Here is a 19,518-nt window from a genome sequence, read left to right as displayed (position 1 = left end):
CGGATGCCGCAGGCGAAGCATCCGCGACACCGAACGGCCCAGCAGGATCCGTCCACCCGCCAGGGGGACAAGCGCATAATGGCGGGATGATCACGACCCAGCTGGCACGCGAGCTCAAGGATCATGGCCTGGTGTGGCATCCGTCGTCGGGCGACGTGTTCGCGATCGATTCCGGCGAGTTCGACGGCGAGACGTTCACCGTCAGCGACATGACGATCGAGGCGCACGAGTTCGACACCGGCACCATCCTGGGCTTCAACGGCACGACCGAGTGGGCGCTGGATTCGGTCGCGCTGGACAGCGCGCTCTGGCTGCCGCGCGAGGATCAGCTGCGCAGCCTGCTCGGTGGAACGTTCGCGTCGCTCAGCCGCACCGAGACCGGCGGGTTCGTCGTCGAGACGACGCGCGACGGCATCCGCTCCAGGTTCGAGGCGACGGATGCCGAGACCGCCTACGCCCTGGCAGCGCTCGCCCTCATCGGACAGGCGACGGAAGCCACTGCCTGAGCAGAAGGCTCGAGCCGGCGGTCGCGCCCTTGCGACCTATCGGCCCGGCGGCAGCTCAGTCGTGCGCGAGCGTGACGCGGGTGATCTGGTCGATGCTCGTGCATCCCGCCAGCGCCATGGTGATGTCGAACTCGGCGAGGATGTTGCGCAGCACCTCCCTTGCGCCGGCCTCGCCTCCCGCGGCCAGCCCGTAGACGTAAGGCCGTCCGATCCCGACGGCGGATGCTCCGAGCGCGAGCGCGACGAACACGTCCGCTCCCGCGCGCACCCCGCTGTCGAACAGCACGGGGACACGACCGGAGACGACGTCCACGATGTCCGGCAGGGCATCCAGCGCGCCGATCGCGCCGTCGACCTGACGTCCGCCGTGATTCGACACGACGAGGCCGTCGACGCCGGAATCAAGGGCCGCCCTCGCGTCGTCCGGATGCAGCACGCCCTTGAGCACGATGGGCAGGCTCGTGATGGAGCGGAGCCATGCCAGATCCGACCAGGTGAGCGTCGGATCGGCGAACAGGTCGAGGAACGTCTCGACGGCGGCACGGGGGACGGGCGAACGCAGGTTGTGCGCGAGTGGACCGGGCGTACGCGACGACATCTCGACGAGCGTGCGCACCGCCTGCGGCGTGACCTTCGGGCGTGGACGCGGCTCGGCCGCGGCGATCCGCTCGTTCACGAGACGCATGAACACCGGATCGCTGGTGTACTGGGCGATGCCGCGGCCACGCGCGAACGGGAGGAAGCCGAGGTCGAGGTCCCGCGGACGCCAGCCGAGCAGGTGCGTGTCGAGCGTGACGAGCAGCGCCTCGCATCCGCTCGCCTCAGCGCGGCGCAGGAGGCTCTCGGTGAGCTCACGCGACGAGCTCCAGTAGAGCTGGTACCACGCGTCGGCGCCGGGGATCGCGGAGGTCACCCGTTCCATAGGCGTCGACGCCTGCGTGGAGAGCGCGACAGGGATGCCGAGGCTCGCGCCGGCTCGCGCGGCGCCCGTGTCGGCGTCCGGATGCGCCAGGTCGAGCACGCCGATCGGCGCGACGTACAGCGGCGTCGCGCGGCGCTTGCCGAACAGGTCGATGGTGAGGTCGCGGGTTCCGACGTCCTTCAGGACGCGGGGGACGATCCTGTGCTTGCCGAATGCACGGCGGTTGGCGGTCGCCGTTGTCTCGAGGCCCGCGGATCCGGCCACGTAGGCGAACCCCTCCTTCGACATGGCGCGCCTCGCCGCCTTCACCAGGCGCGGATGGGAGACCGGCACCCGCGGCATCCGCCCGACGACGCCGTCGAGGTAGATCTCGGTCTGCCGAGCACGGCCGGGTGACTCCGTCATGCCATCAACTTACGTGCACGTGGGGGCGCCGCCTCGTGTCGGGTTCGGTCTCGCGCAGCACTTCGCGTGTGACGGGTGCCACCTCGCCCGTGCCGGTGACGAGGAACCGCAGCATGTTCGAGACGGGGTTGCCCTCCGTCCACTCGAAGTAGACCTCGGGTACCACCCCTGTCTCGTCGCGGATCTGCAGCAATACGGCGGCGATCGTGTTGGGCACGTTCGCGCTCGTGACCTGCAGTACGCGGTAGCCGTGTTTGGCGATGCCGACGACCTCGAGATCCTCCTCGAAGTCGGAGGAATCGCGCGGGAGCACCTCCAGGAAGATGATGGGAGACCCCTGCGGGATGTGGGCGAAGCGTCGCTCGTCCTTGCTCTTCTGCGCGTACTCCTGCACGGTGTCGACATCGGGCTCGTGCGAGACGATCCGGATCGTCCCGAACTCCTCGGCGTCTTCGGAGACGAATCCAGCCGCCGTGAGGTTCAGGCGCACCGACGTCGCGCGCAGCTGGAACGACCGGCGCACGCGCGAGAGGATCGAGACCAGGATGATCCCGAGGATGAACCAGGCCGCGATCCGCACGCCGTCTGGCCGCTCGACGATGTTGTCGATGGTCGTGTAGACGAACACGGCAGCTATCACGGAGAAGGCGATCAGGCGCCAGCGCTGCCGCTTACGCCACGCGGAGAGCGCCACCGCGACGGCAGCCGACGTGATGAGCACCAGCACGCCTGTCGCGTAGGCACCGCCCTGGCGATCGACGCTGGCGTCGAAGATCCACGTGATGAGGAAGGCGATGAGCGTGAAGACGACGACGAGCGGACGGATGGCGCGCGCCCACTGCGGCGCCATCCCGTAGCGAGGCAGGTAGCGCGGCACCAGGTTGAGCAGACCGGCCATCGCTGAGGCGCCGGCGAACCACAGGATGGCGATGGTCGAGATGTCGTAGACGGTGCCGAACACCGGTCCCAGGTATTCGTGGGCCAGGAAGGCCAGGGCGCGGCCGTTCGCGGCTCCTCCCGGCTGGAACTCCTTCTGCGGAATGAGGATGGTCGTCGCGAAGCTCGACGTGATGAGGAAGCAGCTCATGATGATGGCGGCGGTGGTGAGCAGTCGTCCGGCACCACGGATCCGCCCCGCCGGCTTGTCCGGCGTGTCCGTCGGATCGCCCGTGATCTGGGGCATGACGGCGACGCCGGTCTCGAATCCGGACAGGCCGAGCGCGAGCTTCGGGAACACCAGCAACGCGATGCCCACCACAAGCAACGGATCACCATGGGATGCCGTGAGCGCCGTCCACCAGTCCGTCACCGTCATCGGACGCTCGACCACCTGACCGAGCGCCACGGCGACGACCACCACGTTGAGCGCCAGGTAGACCCCGACGAGCACCGTCGCCACGCCGATCGCCTCGGAGAAGCCCATCAGGAAGACGGCGCCGAGCAGGACGATCAGGATGAGCGTCACCGGCACATTGCCGCCGTGCATCCACGCCGGAGCCAGCGGGTTCTCGATGGCGTGCGCCGCGCCGTCCGCAGCGGACAGCGTGATGGTGATCATGAAGTCGGTGGCCGCGAATCCGAGCAGCACGAGCACGAAGAGCTTGCCGGCCCACCACGGCAGAAGCCGTTCGAGCATCGCGATCGAGCCGGATCCGCGGAAGCTCTCCTTCGCCACACGCCGGTACACCGGAAGCGCGCCGAGAAGGGTGAGCGCGACGAGCACGATCGTGGCCAGCGGTGAGATGAGACCGGCGGCAAGCGCCGCGATGCCCGGCTGGTATCCGAGGGTCGAGAAGTAGTCGAGACCGGTGAGACACATGACCCGCCACCACGAGTGGGTCTCCTCAGCCGACTCGGCATGGGGGCCCTGGCTGGGTGCTGCCATGCCCTGCAGGAACCAGGTCCGGAACCGGCCAGGCGGCTGTGCAGTTGCGGTCACTCGGCCAGAGTAAGCGCCGCGTGCCTGTGCGGATGCCGCGCCCCGCGCCCTCTCGGCACTGTCACGCCTCAGGGTTCGCAAAGGTTCACCCAAGGTTCCACGTGGGTACGGGCATCCGCCGGCAGTCGAAGCCCTGTCGAGCCCCCGTCGAGTTGACCCGCTCACCGCCACATGTGACGATCGACTGAGGTCTTAACGCACGGCGTCTGACGGGTGAATTCCCGGATGCGTCACTCGGGTGCATTCCGAGGCGCGCGGGCCGCAACCGTGCCCCTTCCTCGAGAAAGACGTCGGTGGAGTTCACCCTGATCGTCGTGCTGGTGATCGTGCTGGCACTCTTCTTCGATTTCACCAACGGCTTCCACGACACCGCGAACGCGATGGCGACGCCGATCGCCACCGGCGCGATGAAACCGAAGATCGCCGTCGCGCTCGCCGCAGTGCTCAACCTGGTCGGCGCCTTCCTGTCCACCGAGGTGGCGAAGACCATCTCGAGCGGTCTCATCAAGGAGGGTGACGGCGGTGTGCAGATCACGCCGACGATGATCTTCGCGGGACTCGTCGGCGCCATCATCTGGAACCTCGTCACCTGGTTGTTCGGGCTGCCTTCGTCGTCGAGCCACGCGTTGTTCGGCGGACTGATCGGCGCCGCCATCGTCGGTGCCGGATTCGCGTCCGTCGACTACGTGGTGCTGCTCGACAAGGTGATCCTGCCCGCGCTGCTGTCGCCCGTGATCGCCGGATTCGTCGCGTTCTGCGCCACGCGCCTCGCCTATGCGATCACGCGCCGGTACGACAATCTTCCGGACGGCCGAGCCGGATTCCGCTTCGCCCAGATCTTCTCGTCCTCGCTCGTCGCACTGGCGCACGGAACGAACGACGCGCAGAAGACCATGGGCGTCATCACGCTCGTGCTCATCTCCGCAGGGGCGCTCGCGCCCGGATCGAATCCTCCGATCGTCGTCATCGCGGCGTGCGCCCTGGCCATCGCGATCGGCACGTACACGGGCGGATGGCGCATCATCCGCACGCTCGGCAAGGGCCTCACGGACGTAAAGCCCGCCCAGGGCTTCGCGGCCGAGACCAGCACGGCGGCGACCATCCTGGCCTCATCACACCTCGGATTCGCGCTGTCGACCACGCAGGTGGCATCCGGCTCCGTGATCGGATCGGGTCTCGGGCGCCGAGGCTCCAGCGTGCGCTGGGGGACGGCCGGCCGCATCGGCCTCGGCTGGCTGATGACGCTTCCGGCGGCCGCGATCGTGGGCGCCATCACCGCCTTCATCGGTCTCCTCGGCCCGCTCGGTGTCGTGATCGACCTCGTGGTCGCTGTGGCGGTCATCGTGCTGATCTTCGTTCTCTCCCGACGCAACAACGTGCACGCGCACAACGCCTTCGAGGGCGTCAGCGAGGTCGCGGAGTCCGGCCGCGTGGTCAAGATCCGCAAGGTCAAGCCGAAGGACGCGAGACGGAGCGCAGCATGATCGACTGGGTCGCCTTCCTCCTCGTCGCCGGCGCAGCGCTGCTGTCGGCCTGCATCGTCGTCTCGCTGTACGCGCTGGGACTGCGGATGCTGTCCACGGCCGGAAAGGCGCCGAACGTCACCCCCGCCGAGTTCACCGACGCGATCACGATCATCACGCCGACCGAGGCGGCTGCGGAGGCCAAGCGCATCAGGAAGGCGGCGAAGCGCAGCCCGCTGACGCCGCTGCAGAAGCGCCTGGCGCTCATCGTCGCCTACGCGTGTTTCGTGCTGTGCGGCGCGGTCGTGCTCTACGGCATCTACCTCATCGTCCCGGCCCTCCACCAGTAGCCGCAGCGCCGCCTCCTCCCGAGGGTGCCCGTTTCTCCTCCCGAGGGTGCCTGTTCCTCCTCGCGAGAGTGTCCTGTTCTCTTCCCGAGAGTGCCTCTCTTCCCGAGAGTGCCCGTTTCTCCTTGCGAGGGTGCGCGTTTCTCCCGCTCAGTCGGTGCCGCGCCAGCGTCCGATCGCGTTCATCAGGTGGTAGATCACGATGGCGGCGACGGTGCCGAGCACGATGCCGCCGAGCTGGATGCCGCTCTTCGGGTTGCCGATGACCCACGTCAGGTTGCCAACGCCGATCACCAGGGCGACGGCCGCGGTGAACTGGTTCTTCGGCTTGGAGAAGTCCACGTGGTTGTCGAGCCAGATCTTGATGCCCACGACGCCGATGAGGCCGTACAGTGCGAGCGTCGCTCCGCCGAGCACGCCGGCGGGAATGGTGTTCAGCACGGCGCCGACCTTGGGTGAGAGGCCGAGCACTACGGCGACGATTCCGGCCACCCAGTACGCGGCCGTCGAGTACACCTTGGTCGCCGCCATCACGCCGATGTTCTCGCCGTACGTGGTCGTGCCGGAACCGCCGAAGAACCCGGCGAGGGTTGTTGCCAGACCGTCGGCGAAGAGCGCCCGTCCGGTGAGCACGTTGACATCCTTGCCTGTCATCTGCGCCACGGCGCGGATGTGCCCGACGTTCTCGGCGATGAGCACGAGCACGACGGGGAGGAAGACGGGCAGGAGTCCCCAGAGTGCGGCATCCGCGAAGGGATTCGCCGGGAGCGAGAACGTGGGCAGGCCGATCCAGGCGGCCTTGGCGACGGGCGCGAAGTCGACCTCGCCGAGCAGCACCGCGGCGAGGTAGCCCACGACGACGCCGACGAAGATCGACATGCGCCCGAGCATCCCGCGGAAGATGACGGTGCACAGGATGATCACGGCCAGCGTGATGATCGCCACGAGCGGTGACGTGCTGAAGTTGGTGACCGCGGTCGGTGCCAGGTTGAAACCGATGAGCGCCACGATCGCGCCGGCGACGATCGGCGGCATGAGCGCGTCGATCCACCCGGTTCCGGTCAGCATGACGATGGCGCCGACGATGGCGAGCAGGATGCCGACGGCCAGGATCCCGAACAGCGCCCCACCCATTCCGTGGCTCGCGGTCGCCGCCGTGATGGGCGCGATGAACGCGAACGAGGATCCCAGGTAGCTGGGCAGCCTGTTGCGCGTGATCAACAGGAATCCGATGGTCCCGATGCCGGAGAACAGCAGCGTGGTGGACGGCGGGAAGTGCGTGAGCAGCGGCACCAGGAACGTCGCACCGAACATCGCGACCACGTGCTGCGCGCCGATGCCGATCGTGCGTGGCCAGGTGAGCCGTTCGTCCGGCGCGACGACCGTCTCGGGTCTGATCGTCTTGCCGTCGCCGTGCAGAGTCCACAGGGTCGCCATCAGGCCCTCATTTCGTCGTTCCCGCGTGGGGGAGAATGGAACGCGTCGCCTGCCAGGGATCGGCATCGTCCGCGATGCTAGCGCCACCTGGCAGTTGCCTGACAATATCGTCTCGACGCACCGCGTTCACCTTTCCTTCGCCCGATCGGAGAGAGTCCTATGTCCGAATCCGCCACAGACACGACAACCGAGGCGCCCCCAGCCGGGCGTCTCAACACATTCTTCGAGATCTCGAAACGCGGATCCTCCTGGTGGCAGGAGGTGCGCGGCGGACTCGTCACGTTCGTGACGATGGCGTACATCATCGTGCTGAACCCGATCATCCTGTCTGGCAGCCCCGACGTCGATCACCACAAGCTGCAGTTCACGGCCGTCGCCGCGGTCACGGCGCTGACGGCCGGGGTGATGACCATCCTGTTCGGACTCATCGCGCGACTTCCGTTCGCCTTCGCCGCCGGCCTCGGCATCAACTCATTCCTCGCCGTCAGCGTCGTCGGACAGGTCACCTGGCCCGAGGCCATGGGCCTCGTGGTGATCGACGGCGTGATCATCGTCATCCTCTCCGCCACAGGTCTGCGGCGATTGATCTTCGACGCCGTTCCGTACTCGCTGAAGATCGCGATCACCGTCGGTATCGGTCTGTTCATCGCCTTCATCGGCCTCGTGGATGCGGGATTCGTCACCACCACGAAGCTCTCGTCCCCGCCCATCGGCCTCGGCTTGGCGGGATCGATCGGGACCATCCCGACCGTGGTCTTCGTGCTCACGCTGCTGATCACGGGTGTGCTGGTGGCGCGCAAGATCAAGGGCGCCATCCTCATCGGGCTCGTGTCCGGCACCATCCTGGCCGTCGTCGCCCAGCTCATCTGGCACCTCGGCGCCCAGCCGAAGGATGCATCGGGCTGGAACCTGAACATCCCTGAGATCACGAACTGGGTGTCCCTGCCCGACTTCAGCCTCGTCGGGCAGGTGAGCTTCGACTTCAGCAAGCTCGGCGCGCTGACGGCGATCATGCTGATCTTCACCCTGGTGTTCAGCAACTTCTTCGACGCCATGGGCACCATGACCGGTCTGTCCAAGGAGGCCGGCCTCGCGAACGAGGACGGGACATTCCCGCGCCTCCGCAGCGCCCTGATCGTCGAGGGTGTCGGAGCGGTCGCCGGTGGGCTCACCTCGAGCTCGTCCAACACGGTCTTCATCGAGTCGGGCGCGGGGATCGGCGAGGGCGCCCGCACCGGGTTCTCGAACGTGATCACCGGCGGACTGTTCCTGCTGGCGATGTTCTTCACGCCGATCGCCCAGATCGTGCCGTCCGAAGTGGCAGCTGCGGCACTGGTCATCGTCGGTGCCCTGATGATGTCCCAGATCCGGAGCATCGACCTCTCGGACTTCGCTGTTCTGCTGCCTGTGTTTATGACGGTGATCGTGATGCCTCTCACGTACTCGATCGCCAACGGCATCGGCGCCGGATTCATCACGTGGGTCGTCGTGCAGGCGTTCTCCGGAAAGGTGCGCTCGATCAGCCCGCTGCTCTGGGTCGTGGCAGCCGGCTTCGCGATCTACTTCGCTCGCGGACCGATCGAGTCACTGTTCCCGCACTGATCGCTGTGCCGACCGTGAGCTGAAGGTGCGGGCCGGTACCCGACGCGAGAGTGGACTCGTCCACGTTCGCGCCGGGTACCGTGCATGTTCGCATCGGGACTTGTGCACTTTCGCGGAAGACAAGTTGGTCATCCGACCAACAGCCGTAGTCTGTGCGCATGACTTCTGACGACATCGCAGGCATCGTGGCCGAGCGACGCCGGGCATTCGACACCGGGATCACCAAGCCGCTGAAGTGGCGGCGAGCGCAGCTCGAGGGCATCCGTCGCATGCTCACCGAACGTTCGGCGGAGTGGGAGGCGGCGCTCGCCGCCGACCTGCACCGTCCACCGACGGAAACCCACCTCGCCGACATCAACGTCGTGCTGAGCGAGATCGCGCATGCGCTGAAGCACCTGCGCCGCTGGGCGGCGCCGAAACGCGTGGCGCTCCCGATGGCTCTCCAGCCCGGTCGGGGATACGTGCTGCGCGAGCCGCTCGGCGTGGTGCTCGTGATCTCGCCGTGGAACTATCCGGTGCAGCTGCTGCTCGGTCCGGTGGTCGCTGCGATCGCGGCAGGCAACGCCGTGGTGATGAAGCCCAGCGAGCTCGCCCCGGCCACCTCCGCCGCATTCGCGAGACTGGTGCCGCAGTATCTGGATGCCCGTGCCATCGCCGTCGTGGAGGGCGCGGTCCCCGAGACCACGGCTTTGCTGGAGCAGCGCTTCGACCACATCTTCTACACGGGAGGAGCCCGTGTCGGACGGATCGTCGCCCGCGCCGCTGCCGAGCACCTCACGCCCATCTCGCTCGAGCTCGGCGGCAAGTCCCCGTTGTACGTCGACGACTCGGTCGACCTCGCCGCCGCAGCGAAGCGGATCGCCTGGGGCAAGTTCCTGAACGCCGGTCAGACGTGCGTGGCGCCCGACTATCTCCTGGCGACGAAACCGGTCGCGGAGAAGCTCGTGCCGCTCATCGGAGAGGCCGTCGCCGACCTCTACGGATCCGACGTGCAGGCATCCGGCGACTACTCGCGCATCGTCAACCCGGCGAGGTTCCGCGTGCTCGACGCGATGCTGGCCGACGGCACTGTGGCTGTCGGCGGCGCGACGGATGCCGACGACAAGTACATCGCGCCGACCGTGCTCACCGCCGTCTCCGAGGACGCACCCGTGATGCAGGAGGAGATCTTCGGTCCGATCCTGCCCGTGATCGAGGTGGACGGGCACGAGGATGCCGTTCGCCGCATCGCCGCGCGAGAGAAGCCCCTCGCGCTGTACGTGTTCTCGAACCGTGAGGATGTGCGCAAGGCCTTCCTGCGCGGCACCTCGTCCGGGGCGGTGGGTTTCAACGTCGCCGTGGTGCAGCAGACCGTGATCGGACTGCCGTTCGGCGGTGTGGGGGAGAGCGGGATGGGTCGTTACCGCGGCGAGGCGGGCTTCACGACCTTCAGCAACGAGAAGGCCGTCCTCAGCAAGCCGCTGAAGCCGGAGTCGCTTGCGATGATCTTCCCTCCGTACACGAAGCGGACCGACGAGCTCGTCCGCGGGATGCTCCGCAAGCTGTCCTGAGAGTCCGGAACGGCATATGCCGTTCCGGACATGAATCCGTGTCCGGCATCGGCTGGAGGGCGGATCGGCCTGTCCGCTGTGATGGTCGGACTGTATGTCCGGCCCGCCGGACACGCGCGCCGGCTCGCCGCGCGGCGAGCCGCGTAGAGTCGCGACTGTGGGCACGACGACGCGCCCGGAAAGGCCAAGCCTCGTGACAGCGACCCGCGGGATCCCCGTACAGAAGCCGGACTCCGACATGTCCCCGCCGCCAGGATGGGACGCGAGCGATGGCGACTACCGGATCGAGACGGATTCGCTCGGCGAGCGGCGCATCCCCGCCGACGCATACTGGGGAATCCACACGTCACGCGCTCTGGAGAACTTCCCGATCGCCCACCGCCCCATCTCGGTGTACTCCACGTTCATCGATGCGCTCGCGATGGTGAAGCTGGCGGCCGGTCGGGCGAACGCGGAGATCGGCGCGATCGATCCGGCCAAGGCTCGCCTCATCGAACAGGCGTGCCAGGAGGTGCTGGACGGCAAGCTGCACGACCAGTTCGTGGTGGGCATCATCCAGGGCGGCGCTGGCACCTCGACCAACATGAACGCCAACGAGGTGATCGCGAACCGGGCGCTCGAGCTCGGCGGGTGGCAGAAGGGCGATTACGGGCACATCCATCCGATCGACGACGTCAACCGCAGCCAGAGCACGAACGACACGTATCCGACGGCCGTGAAGATCGCGCTGTCGGTGCTCTTGCGGTCACTGCTGGACGAGCTGTGGGCGCTGCGCGAGTCGTTCTCCCGCAAGGGCGTCGAGTTCAAGCACGTGCTCAAGGTGGGCCGCACCCAGCTGCAGGATGCCGTGCCGATGACGCTCGGCCAGGAGTTCCACGGCTTCGCCACGACCCTCGCCGAAGACTACGAGCGGCTCAAGGAGACGACCTGGCTGCTGTCCGAGATCAACCTCGGTGCGACGGCGATCGGCACCGGCATCACGGCGGATCCGCGCTACGCCGCGGCTGCCGTCCGTCATCTGCGCGACATCTCGGGTCTCGAGCTGGAGTCGGCACCCGACCTCATCGAGTCCACGAGCGATGCCGGCGCGTTCATGTCGTTCAGCGGCGCGCTGAAGCGCAGCGCCGTGAAGCTCTCCAAGATCTGCAACGATCTCAGGCTGCTCTCCAGCGGCCCCCAGGCGGGCTTCGGCGAGATCACTCTGCCGCCGCGCGCCGCAGGCTCCAGCATCATGCCCGGCAAGGTCAATCCGGTGATCCCGGAGGTCGTGAACCAGGTGGCGTTCAGCATCATCGGAGCGGATGCCACGGTCACCGCCGCCGCGGAGGCCGGCCAGCTGCAGCTCAACGCGTTCGAGCCGGTGATCGCCAACTTCCTCCTGCAGTCCATCACCTGGCTCCGGCAGGCGTGCCTCACGCTGCGCATCAACTGCATCGACGGCATCAGCGCCAACCAGGAGCGGCTGGAGACGATGGTCGGCTCGAACATCGGCGTGATCACGGCGCTGACCCCGCACATCGGCTACGCGGCGGCAGCGGCGCTCGCCAAGACGGCGCTGCTCACCAACCGCAACGTGGCCGACCTGGTCGTCGAAGCCGGCCTGCTGCCCAGGGAGCAGGTGACGAAGCTGCTGTCGCCGGCGCGGCTCAGCGGCCTTGAGACGATCACGACGTCCATCCCGATCGTGTCGGACCATCACGGAAACCCCGACGCGCGGCTCTGATGCCGCCGCTCGCTGACTTCCGACCGTTTCGACTTCGGACCGTTTCAGCGTGCCTGGTTCTCCGGGCATCGGTGCGGCTCGGAAGTCCGGGCTGTCGAGTCCGTGCTTCAGACGACCCGGCAGTAGGTCGTCAGGCTTCCGATGCCGGAGCACGACACCGTCACCTTCGACCTGTCCCTGAGGAAGATCGGCGGTGTGCGGGAGTACCCGGCGCCGCCCGGACTGCCCGTTGAGATCAGGGTCCCAGGCTGCAGCGTCGTCGAGCGGGAGAGGAACGCGATCAGCTCCGCGACGGAGCGGACCATCCCGGAGGTCGATGCATCCTGCAGGAGGCGTCCGTCGACGGTCGTGGCGAGCCAGAGATCCTGTGGATCCGGGATCTGGTCCGCCGTGACCACCACGGGGCCGGTCGGAGTGAACCCGTCGAACGACTTGCACCGTGACCACTGAGCCTCGGAGAACTGCAGGTTGCGGGCGGTGATGTCGTTCACGACGGTGTAGCCGAACACATAGTCGAGCGCGTCGGCGACGCGCACGTTGCGGGCGGGCCGCCCGATGATCACGCCGAGCTCCGCCTCGTAGTCGACCTCGTCGGACAGCTCGGCAGGCCACGTCGTCGTAGACTCGTGCGCCGTCAGCGAATTGGGCCACAGCGAGAAGACCGTCGCAGCCTTCTCCACCTTGAGCGCCAGCTCGGCGGAGTGCGCGGCGTAGTTGGCGCCGATGGCCAGGATGACGGGCGGACGCAGCACGGCCGACGCGTGCCGCAGCTTGGAGACCGGATGCCAGAGGTCGGGCCGGCCGACGGCATCCTTCGACGCGTTCTCGAGGATGCCCGTGAGGTCGAGACCGCGCTCGATGAGGTCTTGGAGGTCACGGGGCGCATCCTCGATCAGATCGTCGGCGAACACGGCCTTGTCATCGACGACGACAGCCAGGCGCGCGCCGGAGTCGTCCGGGGCTCCGAGATGCGCGAATCTCACCTCGAAAGGCTATCCCGACGAGAGGCGGGCATGTCGAACGGCTTCCGCGCGCGGCGCGCTCGCCCGAGTCCGTGGTCGCTGCACCGGGCAATAGGGTAGACGCGTGTCCATCGAGGAAGACCGCGCCGACACGGCTGCGGCGGGCGGTGACCGCGGCGAGGCCCGTCGTGCTGCCGTCGCGGCGGATGCAGCGATCGGCGAGATCGACTGGGCCGTTCCGCCGCGTGGCACCGTCGTCGGGTCGTTCGACGCGCCGAGCGGTGCGCTGGCGATGTGGTCGATGGGGGACCCCGCCGACCCACGGGTCGTGCTCGTTCCCGGGGTGACCGGATCGAAGGAAGACTTCGCGCTTCTCGGCCCGATCCTCGTCGCAGCGGGCTACAGCGTCGTCAGCTACGACCTGGCCGGCCAGTACGAGTCGGCGGATGCCGGTCCCGGGCCCGGCGGCCACTACACCTACGATCTGTTCGTCGACGACCTCACCGCCGTGCTGGAAGCCGGTGCGCCCGCCCACCTCCTCGGATACTCATTCGCAGGCACGGTGGCGCAGATCGTGGCGTCCCGCCGTCCCGACCTCGTGCGCAGCCTCACCCTGCTCACGGCGCCGCCGCTGCCGGGACAGACGTTTCGCGGCGTTCGCCTGATCGGATGGATCAGCCACCTCACGACCGCCCATCAGAACGCGGGCCTCATGATCTGGGGCATCGTCACCAACAAGAACAAGGTGGGGCCCCGACGTCTGGACTTCGTGCGGTCGCGCTTCGAGACGACGAAGCGGGCGTCCGTCGACGACATCATCCGCCTCATGCGTCACACGCCTGACCTGTCCGAACCGCTGAAGGCGACGGACATCCCCTTACTGGTCGTGACGGGTGAGCACGACCTCTGGCCGGTGGAGCTGCATGCCGCGTTCGCGGACAGGATCGGCGCCCGGCTCGCCGTGTACCGCACGGGGCACAGCCCGTGCGAGACGGCCCCGCACCAGCTGGCCAACGACATGCTCGAGCTGTTCGAGGTCGCGGACGGCGCGGCATTCTAACGGATCCCGGCCTTGTGGTTCGGGTTCGCGGCTCGGTCGCGCAGGTTCGCCAAGCGGGACGTTCGCGGTCGGGCGGTGCAGCGTCTGACCGACGACTCGGTCAGACCGTGCTGGTCGCGTCGCCGTCGTCGGCGGCGTGCTCGGCTCGATACGCCTCGCGCGCCTCGCGGATGCGCCACGGCGCCGCGTCCGGCCAGTTCAGGCGGAACGTGAGGAACGCCCATCCGAGGCGCCGGCCGAAGCCGCGCCAGGTGGCGAACGGACGTGCGGAGATGCCGACGCGAAGCGTGTCGTCTACGCGCACGATCGCGTCAGGCGGCAGGTGCAAGCTCAGGTCGAGGTCATCGTGCACTTGCCGCAGATCGCTGTGCACGAGCGCGCGCACACGTCGCCAGAGGTCCTGTCGCATGGCGAAGTTCGATCCGAAGATCGGACCGTTGTCCAGCCAGAGCCCGCCGAACCAGAAGTAGCCGCCGATGTAGAGGTTCTCGCCGAGCCACGTGACGAGCGCATTGCCGTCGTAGAACTCGCCCGGCCCGGTGAGCGCAGCGATCTCGGGGGAGACGGTGAACTCGGCCTCGATGTGGGCCAGCCAGTCGGCCGGAGGTCGGGAGTCGGCATCCAGGCGCGCGATGATGTCGCAGGATGCCGCGTCGTAGCCGGCGGATGCCGCGGGGAAGATCCCGCGAACCGGCTGGCTGATGACCGTTGCGCCGAACGACCGCGCGACGTCCGCCGTCTCATCGGTGCTGGCATTGTCGACCACGATGATCTCGTCGGCGGGACGGATCTGGTCGCCAAGACGTTCGAGGCACTCGCGAAGCATGATCGCGTCGTTGTAGGCAGGGATCACGACGGAGATCGTGGACACGTTGGGCGGGACTCCTCACCGGCAGGACGACCGGCGAAGCCTCGCCTACCGTGTCACGATCCTACGCGTAAGATTCCCGTGCGCGTGGCGGCCGGCGCGCGAGCCATACGAGGCCGGACGACAGCCGATGACGAGGCACGAGGAGCCGGATGCCCGACCCGATCGAACGACTGACCGCCGAGCTCGGGGCCGCCTTCACGACCGACCCCGCCGCGCTGCAGGAGGCGAGGGCCGACAGATCAGGGTGGGTCTCGGCATCCGCTCCGCTCGGGATCGTGCGGGCGATGGGCGTCGAAGACGTGCAGGCGGCGCTGCGGATCGCGACCGAGCACCGCATCCCCGTCGTGCCGCGCGGCGCAGGAACGGGTCTGGCAGGCGGGGCCGCCGGATCGGGTGGCGAGATCGTGATCGACGTGTCCGGCATGGACCGTGTGCTGGAGATCGCGCCCGACGACGAGCTGGCGGTCGTGGAACCCGGCGTGATCAACGCCGATCTGGACGCGGCTCTGGCGCCGCACGGACTCTGGTTCGCGCCCGATCCGGCGAGCAAAGCCATCTCGACGGTCGGCGGCAACATCGCGACCAACGCGGGCGGCCTGCTCTGCGCGAAGTACGGGGTGACGCGAGAGGCCGTGCTCGGCCTCAAGGTCGTGCTCGCCGACGGACGCCTGCTGACCACGGGTCATCGAACGGTGAAGGGTGTAACGGGTTACGACCTGACCGCGTTGTTCGTGGGATCGGAGGGCACGTTGGGCGTCATCGTCGAGGCCACGGTGCGCGCGCTTCCGAGGCCGCCGCGTGCCGGATCGACGGTCGTCGGGCTGTTCCCCGGCGTACGCGAAGCGGCGGCGGCGTCGGCCGCGATCACCGCGGCGAGGCTGCGACCCTCGCTCTGCGAGCTGATCGACGGCACGGCGCTGCGCATCATCCGCGAGCACCTGGCTGACGACGCGCAGCGTGCCGAAGAGCTGCTCGGAGGCGGCGGATCGGGGGCGTCGCTCATCGTGCAGTTCGACGACGCGGATGCCGCGACCCGCGCCGCAGCGTCCGTCGCGCTCGTGCAGAGTGCAGGGGGGAGCGCACGTGTGTCGTCCGATCCCGAGGAGTCGGACAGCCTTCTCGAGCTGCGCAGGGCGTTCCATCCGGCGCTGGTGGCGCACGGCGAAGTGCTCATCGAGGATGTCGCAGTACCGCGCTCGAGGCTCGCGGACATGTTCGAGGAGATCGGGAGGATCGAGCGCGAGTTCGGGGTGAGCATCCCGACCGTCGCGCACGCGGCGGACGGCAATCTGCACCCGAACTTCGTGTACGACGGGGGAGAGGTTCCCGACGTCATCTGGCGTGCGGCGGACGAGCTGTTCACCACCGCGCTGCGACTCGGTGGGACGCTGACCGGCGAGCACGGCGTCGGCATGCTGAAGCGGCGGTGGCTGCGCGACGAGCTGGGCGAGGACTCCTACGATCTGCAGCGGGGGATCAAGGCCGTCTTCGATCCGCTCGGCATCCTCAACCCCGGAAAGGTCTTCTCGTGACGACGAACGGCACACCGGCCGGGCAGCCGGCGGGCGCACCGATGCTGCTTGCTCCGCCACCGCGTCCCCGCACGAAGACCAGCACGGTCGTGTGGACGATCATCGGACTCATCCTCCTCACGCAACTGCTCGTCGTCGTGTTCGCATATCTCGTGCTGGCGTTCGGCGCCGGACTGGTCGCCGTGAGCGCACTGCTCGCGCTCGTGCCGCTGGCCATCGTCGTGCTCACGGCGCTCTGGATCGATGCCTGGGAGCCGGAGCCGTGGGCGGCCAAGGTCTTCGCAGCGCTCTGGGGTGCGGCTGCTGCGATCACGATCGCCCTGCTGGTGGACATCGGGCAGCAGGTGCTGACGCCGATTCCGGAGGACTCTGTGCTGTCCGCCGTCGTCCGCGCACCGATCGTCGAGGAGTCGGCGAAGGGGGCGGCGCTCCTCATCCTCGTGTTCGTCGCCAGACGCACCTTCGACGGACCGATCGACGGGATCGTCTATGCCGCGTTCACCGCCGGCGGATTCGCGTTCGTGGAGAACATCCAGTACTTCGGAACCGCTATCCACGACGGCGGCGCTGGCCAGGCTGCGACCGTGTTCGTGCTGCGCGCTCTGTTCTCGCCGTTCGCCCACGTGCTGTTCACCTCGTGCACCGGTCTGGCGCTCGGTCTGGCGGCACGCAAGAGAGGCGTCGGCAGAATCCTCGTCGCCTTCGTCATCGGGCTCGTCGCCGCGATCGCGCTGCACGCCGTGTGGAACTTCGCCGGCTACGTCGGCTTCTGGGGCGTCTACCTGTTCTTCGAGCTGCCGATCTTCGTCGCGGCGGTCGTCACGGTCGTGCTGCTCCGCGTGCGCGAGCAGCATCAGACCCGCGATCGGCTGGAAGACTACGGGAGGGCCGGCTGGTTCACTCCCGACGAGGTGGCGCTATACGGCACCCGAGCTGGCCGGCGACGCGTTCGCGCCTGGGCGAGGGCTAAGGGCGGCCAGGCGCCGGAGATCATCCATTCCATGGTTCGGGAGACGACACGACTGGCCATGGACCGGCAGCGAGTGCTGAGCGGATCGGCGGATGCCGACACCGCGGCTGACGAAAAGGCCTTGCTCGCCGACATCAGCGTCTCCCGCAACAGGCTCTACGCCCTCGGATGACGCGCACGGCCCCGCAGACAAAACTCACCGCCCGGTGGTGCGGCACTGCCGGCAGCCGAATCCGGACGGCGAGTTGGTCTTTACCCAGGGTGCGCCGCTCGGCACCGGAATGCAAGCACTTCGAGTGCTGCCGTTCGCGCGTGGCGGATCCGCTTTGACCTCGTCGCCCGCGTGCCCTTGGATGGAGTGATGAGCGATACGCAGAAGTCCAAGCCCGAGATCGAGGCCCCGCAGGGTCCCGCGCCCGAGGCGCTGGAGATCGTCGACATCGTCGAGGGCGACGGCGCGGAGGCCACCCCCGGCGCCACCGTCGACGTGCACTATCTCGGAGTCGACTACGACTCCGGCGAAGAGTTCGACTCCTCGTGGAGCCGCGGTCAGTCCATCCAGTTCCCGCTGCGCGGACTGATCCAGGGCTGGCAGGACGGCATCCCGGGCATGAAGGTCGGCGGCCGCCGCCAGCTCACCATTCCGCCGCAGCTGGCCTACGGGCCGGCCGGCACCGGGCATCCGCTCGGCGGCAAGACTCTGATCTTCGTGATCGACCTGCTCGACGTCAAGTAGGAGTCACCTCAACCACTGCGATGCACCCGCGCCCTACGGCGTCGGGTGCATCGCGTCGTAGTGGCGGAATGTCGGCTGCAGGCGCAGCAACAGCACGAGCGCGGCGATGATGACGATTCCGCCGAATGCGGGCGGGAACCACAGCGCGACGAGAGCTGCGGCGGCTCCGGCGTAGAGGTCGCCGAGACGGGGACCGCCCGTCACGACGACGGTGAAGACGCCCTGGATCCGTCCGCGCATGGTGTCCGGCGTCGCTGTCTGCAGGATGGTCTGGCGGAAGATCGACGACACGTTGTCCGCGGCGCCGGCGCCGGCGAAGAGCAGGCACGCGATGACGATGGCGGTGATGTTCGGATGCGCGGCATCCGCCTGCCCGAACCATCCGGTCGTGAGAAGCCCCAGTTCGATCCCCAGAGCGAGGATGAACGCGCCGTAGACGATCACGGATCGCCCCACCGCGAGACCCTGGAACCTCACGTGCCCGAGCGGACCGGAGAAGACGCTGCTGATCAGCGCTCCGATCGCGAACGCCGCGGTGAGCGCCCCCACCGTCACGGCGCCGCCGCCGAGCAGCAGGGAGCCGGCGGCAGGCAGGAGCACGCGCGCCTGCCCGAACGTCATGGCGATGATGTCGGCGATGAACGACATCCGCACGTTCGGCGCCGTCCCCAGGAACCGCATGCCCTCCACGACGGATGCCCATCCCCGCTTCGCAGCGTCGCCCTCCGGCACGATGGAGGGCAGCGTGGCGATGCCGAGGAACGCGAACACGAAAAGCACGACGTCGACGGAGTAGGTCCAGCCGAAGCCGACCGCGGCGACGAGGACGCCGGCGAGGGCGGGGCCGAGTGTGACCGAGACACCGGTGGAGATGCCGCCGAGCGCGGATGCCGCAGGGATGAGCCTGCGGTCCAGCAGTCGAGGCAGGATCGCCATCCGGGTGCTCGAGACCACCGTGGCGGCCACGGAGTTGACGGTGGCGAGCACGTAGAGCAGCCACACGTTGTCGACGTGGAACCAGGCGAGCGACGCGATCGTGACGGTGGATCCCCACGCCACGATCGCGGACAGCAGCGCGAGCAGACGCCGGTCGACGACATCCGCGAGCATGCCGCCGTAGATGCCGAAGAACACCATCGGCAGCAGCGCGAAGAGGGCGACGCCCGACACGGCGAGTGTGGACCGGGTGAGGTCGTAGACCTGAAGACCGATGGCGACGATCGTCATCTGGCCGCCGATTCCGGAGATGGACCCGCCGATCCAGAGCCGGGCGAAGGCCGGGCTGCTGCGCAGCGGGCTCAGGTCGACGAAGACCGAGCGTCGGCGGGGCGCGACGTCATCGGCGTTGGCGGTTTCGGGGGCCGGGCTCTCGCCCTCGGGATGGTCGTGCGGCACGGCTTTCGACGCTACACGGCGTGCACGCCGACGCGTGACGGCTGCGGCACGAGCCGTTGCCGACGATGCGACCTCGGTGCAGAGAGCACGCCTAGAGT

Annotated in this window: 16 protein-coding genes; 10 read left to right on the top strand and 6 right to left on the bottom strand. The window is 68.1% G+C overall.

The window, feature by feature from the left end; genetic code table 11:
* Positions 1-86 precede the first annotated feature (86 nt).
* A complete protein-coding gene (locus tag ACX9R5_RS14645; protein WP_459409781.1) occupies positions 87-506 on the top strand; it encodes a hypothetical protein in 420 nt (139 codons plus the stop codon).
* Positions 507-561: 55 nt separating this feature from the next.
* On the opposite strand, the gene ACX9R5_RS14640 is transcribed toward ACX9R5_RS14645, so the two are convergent.
* A complete protein-coding gene (locus tag ACX9R5_RS14640) occupies positions 562-1,833 on the bottom strand; it encodes an alpha-hydroxy-acid oxidizing protein (protein WP_459409780.1) in 1,272 nt (423 codons plus the stop codon).
* A gap of 4 nt (positions 1,834-1,837) precedes the next feature.
* Positions 1,838-3,718: an APC family permease gene (locus ACX9R5_RS14635; RefSeq protein WP_459410099.1), complete on the bottom strand. Its 1,881-nt coding sequence runs from the start codon at positions 3,716-3,718 to the stop codon at positions 1,838-1,840.
* A gap of 347 nt (positions 3,719-4,065) precedes the next feature.
* On the opposite strand from ACX9R5_RS14635, the gene ACX9R5_RS14630 reads away from it, so the two are divergent.
* Both ACX9R5_RS14630 and ACX9R5_RS14625 read left to right on the top strand, forming a co-directional pair.
* On the top strand, positions 4,066-5,256 hold the full coding sequence (locus ACX9R5_RS14630; protein WP_459409779.1) for an inorganic phosphate transporter: 1,191 nt from the start codon (positions 4,066-4,068) through the stop codon (positions 5,254-5,256).
* On the top strand, positions 5,253-5,585 hold the full coding sequence (locus ACX9R5_RS14625) for a peptidase (RefSeq protein WP_459409778.1): 333 nt from the start codon (positions 5,253-5,255) through the stop codon (positions 5,583-5,585). Before ACX9R5_RS14630 ends, ACX9R5_RS14625 begins: the two co-directional genes overlap by 4 nt.
* 147 nt (positions 5,586-5,732) lie before the next feature.
* Here the strand turns inward: ACX9R5_RS14625 and ACX9R5_RS14620 are convergent, their stop codons facing one another.
* Entirely contained in the window at positions 5,733-7,019 is a 1,287-nt protein-coding gene (locus tag ACX9R5_RS14620; RefSeq protein ID WP_459409777.1) for a uracil-xanthine permease family protein, read from the bottom strand.
* A 159-nt stretch (positions 7,020-7,178) separates the two neighbouring features.
* Between ACX9R5_RS14620 and ACX9R5_RS14615 the strand changes: the two genes are divergently transcribed.
* The 3 genes from ACX9R5_RS14615 to ACX9R5_RS14605 all read left to right on the top strand — a co-directional run bounded on the left by ACX9R5_RS14615 (position 7,179) and on the right by ACX9R5_RS14605 (position 11,894).
* Positions 7,179-8,621 carry an NCS2 family permease gene (locus tag ACX9R5_RS14615; protein ID WP_459409776.1) on the top strand — a complete coding sequence of 481 codons (1,443 nt, stop codon included), beginning with the start codon at positions 7,179-7,181 and terminating at the stop codon, positions 8,619-8,621.
* A 158-nt stretch (positions 8,622-8,779) separates the two neighbouring features.
* The gene (locus ACX9R5_RS14610; RefSeq protein ID WP_459409775.1) at positions 8,780-10,171 is read left to right on the top strand and encodes an aldehyde dehydrogenase family protein; all 1,392 of its coding nucleotides are present in this window, start codon (positions 8,780-8,782) and stop codon (positions 10,169-10,171) included.
* 238 nt (positions 10,172-10,409) lie between these two features.
* Positions 10,410-11,894 carry an aspartate ammonia-lyase gene (locus ACX9R5_RS14605; protein WP_459410098.1) on the top strand — a complete coding sequence of 495 codons (1,485 nt, stop codon included), beginning with the start codon at positions 10,410-10,412 and terminating at the stop codon, positions 11,892-11,894.
* A gap of 107 nt (positions 11,895-12,001) precedes the next feature.
* Here the strand turns inward: ACX9R5_RS14605 and ACX9R5_RS14600 are convergent, their stop codons facing one another.
* Positions 12,002-12,877, bottom strand: coding sequence for a fumarylacetoacetate hydrolase family protein (locus tag ACX9R5_RS14600; protein WP_459409774.1), 876 nt, complete (start codon positions 12,875-12,877; stop codon positions 12,002-12,004).
* A gap of 103 nt (positions 12,878-12,980) precedes the next feature.
* Here ACX9R5_RS14600 and ACX9R5_RS14595 point away from each other — a divergent pair, with 103 nt between their 5' ends.
* A complete protein-coding gene (locus tag ACX9R5_RS14595) occupies positions 12,981-13,916 on the top strand; it encodes an alpha/beta fold hydrolase (protein WP_459409773.1) in 936 nt (311 codons plus the stop codon).
* A gap of 100 nt (positions 13,917-14,016) precedes the next feature.
* On the opposite strand, the gene ACX9R5_RS14590 is transcribed toward ACX9R5_RS14595, so the two are convergent.
* On the bottom strand, positions 14,017-14,787 hold the full coding sequence (locus ACX9R5_RS14590; protein ID WP_459409772.1) for a glycosyltransferase family A protein: 771 nt from the start codon (positions 14,785-14,787) through the stop codon (positions 14,017-14,019).
* A 149-nt stretch (positions 14,788-14,936) separates the two neighbouring features.
* Between ACX9R5_RS14590 and ACX9R5_RS14585 the strand changes: the two genes are divergently transcribed.
* From ACX9R5_RS14585 to ACX9R5_RS14575, 3 genes are all read left to right on the top strand, one after another.
* Positions 14,937-16,319 (top strand): FAD-binding oxidoreductase, encoded by a 1,383-nt coding sequence (locus ACX9R5_RS14585; protein ID WP_459409771.1) that lies wholly within the window; start codon positions 14,937-14,939, stop codon positions 16,317-16,319.
* Positions 16,316-17,461 carry a PrsW family intramembrane metalloprotease gene (locus tag ACX9R5_RS14580; protein ID WP_459409770.1) on the top strand — a complete coding sequence of 382 codons (1,146 nt, stop codon included), beginning with the start codon at positions 16,316-16,318 and terminating at the stop codon, positions 17,459-17,461. Before ACX9R5_RS14585 ends, ACX9R5_RS14580 begins: the two co-directional genes overlap by 4 nt.
* Before the next feature lie 189 nt (positions 17,462-17,650).
* The gene (locus ACX9R5_RS14575) at positions 17,651-18,025 is read left to right on the top strand and encodes an FKBP-type peptidyl-prolyl cis-trans isomerase (RefSeq protein ID WP_459409769.1); all 375 of its coding nucleotides are present in this window, start codon (positions 17,651-17,653) and stop codon (positions 18,023-18,025) included.
* A gap of 33 nt (positions 18,026-18,058) precedes the next feature.
* Here ACX9R5_RS14575 and ACX9R5_RS14570 read toward each other — a convergent pair whose 3' ends face one another.
* Positions 18,059-19,420: an MFS transporter gene (locus ACX9R5_RS14570; protein WP_459409768.1), complete on the bottom strand. Its 1,362-nt coding sequence runs from the start codon at positions 19,418-19,420 to the stop codon at positions 18,059-18,061.
* Positions 19,421-19,518: the final 98 nt, after the last annotated feature.

This window comes from Rathayibacter sp. CAU 1779 (assembly GCF_054551755.1).
The sequence above is the reverse complement of the archived record's forward strand: the minus strand, read 5'-3'. Positions and strand labels throughout refer to the sequence as shown.